The organism is Streptomyces atratus (assembly GCF_014648655.1).
Lineage (GTDB): Bacteria > Actinomycetota > Actinomycetes > Streptomycetales > Streptomycetaceae > Streptomyces > Streptomyces atratus.
In genome coordinates this window covers 1-2,503 of the sequence record NZ_BMRN01000145.1, presented here as the reverse complement: position 1 = coordinate 2,503, position 2,503 = coordinate 1, and the positions used below count along the sequence as shown (strand labels likewise).

Here is a 2,503-nt window from a genome sequence, read left to right as displayed (position 1 = left end):
CTCGCGACCGGCCTGGCCCGCGACCCGAACGACGGGCCAGGCAAAGCGGTCTTCTTCTCCGACGTCACCCTCTGGCTCGACAAGCAGGGCAAGGACTGGGCGGATTTTGGAGCCAACTACGAAGCCGTCATCGACGAACTCGTCAAGGCACCGGTCCCGCAGCTCTACATGACGCTCGTGCAGAAAGCCCACGCCATCCTGTGCGACGCCAGCCGCGACGGGGTGCGCCTGTACTACCCAGGCGGCGACGTCGAACACGCCACCCCGCAGGTACGCGATGACGTCCACGCCGCCATCACCACCAGCCTGGAGCGGGACTGGCCGTCCTACATCCAGGGCCTCATCGACCGAGGCGCACTCCAGACCTGGTAGCCACACGGCGACGGGCTCCGGCCTCCTGCGGAGATCGGAGCCCGCACTGTCGGTGGTGGCTGGAAAGCTGAACGATGAACGCCGATGACGAGCAGCTGCTGCGCGGCCGGGTGTACGGCCACGACCACGACGACCCAACCCCGGCCCGCTCCCGCACCAGACGTACGCCGCGCTTGTCGGCGGGCCGCTGGACGGACTGCTGCTCGACATCACGGGCTGGCGGCCGGAGGAAGTCGACGACGGCGTCACCCTGATCACAGAGCTCTCGCGGTGGCCCGGCGGCCGCACCCTGACCCGCGTCCCGGCGAGCCGCGCCCACCCGGTGGCCCGGGTGTGGTGTGCCGCTTCCACTACTCCGGCGACACGCCTTGACGGCCGCTGCCTACGGCTTTCCTTCGGTCAGCTGGCCGGCGGTGTTCTCGATCCACAGCAGCGTCCACTCGACTCCGGCCTGCCACCTGGGCTCCGAGTCGGCGTACCGGCCTTCGGCGTCGGCGCGGATGTTGGCGGCGAGGGTCCGACATGCCTGGCAGGCATGGCATGGCGTCGGTGACCACCGCACCCGCGTAGCCGACGTCCTCCCAGCTCTGCTGGCAGACCTCAAGCACGCCGTCGGACCGGCCGACCGGCGCGGCCTGACCCCGCTGTTCTGGGGCCACGTACGCCCTCTACGGCGAGGTCAAGCTCAACCTCGCCTCACGCCTGGAGATCGGCCGCGCTGACCTGGGCGTGCTCGGCGCCCGCAGCGGTGCGCGATGAGCCCCAGCCGGCAGGCCACCGCCTCGCCGGGACCTGACCCGGGTCACCGAGACCGAGGTCTGCATCGAGTGAATCGGCTGCGCCCGCTGGGAGGTGCGCTGGGCCGACGGCCTGACCGAACTTCAGATGCGCGAGGAGGTCGAGACGATCGTGAGATCTACGACGACCGCTACGGCATGCTCGCCGACCGCGAGATGGAGTGCACCCGGGCGCGCTCGGCCAGGGCCTGGACCGCGCTGGTGGTGACCGCCGCCCGCCGCGCCGGCCGCCGAGGACTTCCACCGCGCCCAGCGCACCAGCCCCGCGTTCCGGACGGCACTCTGTGTGAGGGCAGTCTCGCTTGGTTCAGAAGTTAACGATTCCACCGCCCATGGACTGCCAGCCAGCCGGGTTCCACCCGCTGCCAGCTGCGGTCTGCCATCTGACACAGATTGCTCCGTCGGTACCGCGGGCGTAGATATCGAGTCGCCCGTCCGCGTTCCGGGCCACCGCGGCAGCGCTTGTCAGGGTGCCGCCGAGCGCATCTCCTGGTCGCTGGCCCCGGCGTCGCGGGCGTCTCCGCCACCGTCGGCGGTGATCAACAGGCGGCGCGCGTTCGGGTAGGCGGCCCGCCCCTCCTCCTTCCACCAACGGCGCAGGGCGGCCACCGCGAACGCGGCGGTGTCATGGTCGGTGCCCACCACTACGTAGCCGGTGTTGCGTCCGACGTCGTAGATGCCGTAGGGGATCGCGGTGCCGACCGCCTGGGAGGGGAAGTCGTGATCAAGAACCTTCACGGGCCTGCCGGGCGGCGCCCATTCCCGCCCGGCCTGCGCGAACAGCCCGATCTGTTCCTTCTTCTTCGTGTCCACGCTGATCACGGGGTCGCCGGCGTCGAGGAACTGGCGCACCTTGTCGTTGAGGTGGTGGAACTGGGCATCGCGGTCCCGGTGACCGCTACCGGCCAGGACCTTGGCGTTGCTCCGCAGGCTGAAGCCCGCCTCCTTCAACAATGCGGCGATCACGTCCCGACCCACCACGCGGCCCTGGGCGGCGAGCTCGGTGGCCAGATGCCGCAGCGACTTCGTGGTCCAGGTCAACGGCCCTATCGGGTCACCTTGCGTGCTGTCCTCGACCAACGCCAACAGTGCAGCTCGGAGTGAACCGCCCCGGGTCAGGTGGAGGCTCGATTTCATGAAAGGATCGAGTCATGGCACGACCTTCCCGTTACCCGCTTGAGCTGCGCCGACGTGCGGTGCGCATGGTCGCCGAGGTCCGCGGCGACCACCCGACCGAGACCGCGGCCTTGCAGGCGGTGGTCGAGAAGCTGGACATCGGGTCCCGCGAGACGCTGCGGAACTGGGTGAAGCAGCACGAGATCGACGCCGGGCAG

Annotated in this window: 3 protein-coding genes and 3 pseudogenes; 3 read left to right on the top strand and 3 right to left on the bottom strand. The window is 69.9% G+C overall.

Annotated elements, in window-relative coordinates:
• Both IEZ15_RS43660 and IEZ15_RS46290 read left to right on the top strand, forming a co-directional pair.
• Window positions 1-372, top strand: a 372-nt coding sequence (locus IEZ15_RS43660) for a hypothetical protein (RefSeq protein ID WP_189282478.1), incomplete at its 5' end; no start/stop codon positions are given.
• A gap of 74 nt (window positions 373-446) precedes the next feature.
• Window positions 447-744 (top strand): annotated as a pseudogene (locus IEZ15_RS46290) (hypothetical protein).
• Window positions 745-754: 10 nt separating this feature from the next.
• Here IEZ15_RS46290 and IEZ15_RS43655 read toward each other — a convergent pair.
• The 3 genes and pseudogenes from IEZ15_RS43655 to IEZ15_RS43650 form a co-directional block, all read right to left on the bottom strand.
• Window positions 755-934, bottom strand: a complete 180-nt coding sequence (locus IEZ15_RS43655; protein ID WP_189282477.1) for a hypothetical protein — start codon at window positions 932-934, stop codon at window positions 755-757.
• 542 nt (window positions 935-1,476) lie between these two features.
• Window positions 1,477-1,620, bottom strand: coding sequence for a DUF8189 domain-containing protein (locus IEZ15_RS47830; RefSeq protein WP_506355111.1), 144 nt, complete (start codon window positions 1,618-1,620; stop codon window positions 1,477-1,479).
• Between the two features lie 68 nt (window positions 1,621-1,688).
• Window positions 1,689-2,270: pseudogene (locus IEZ15_RS43650) on the bottom strand (ISAzo13 family transposase); the annotation flags it as partial.
• Window positions 2,271-2,320: 50 nt separating this feature from the next.
• Here IEZ15_RS43650 and IEZ15_RS43645 point away from each other — a divergent pair.
• Window positions 2,321-2,503 (top strand): annotated as a pseudogene (locus IEZ15_RS43645) (IS3-like element ISMyma3 family transposase); the annotation flags it as partial.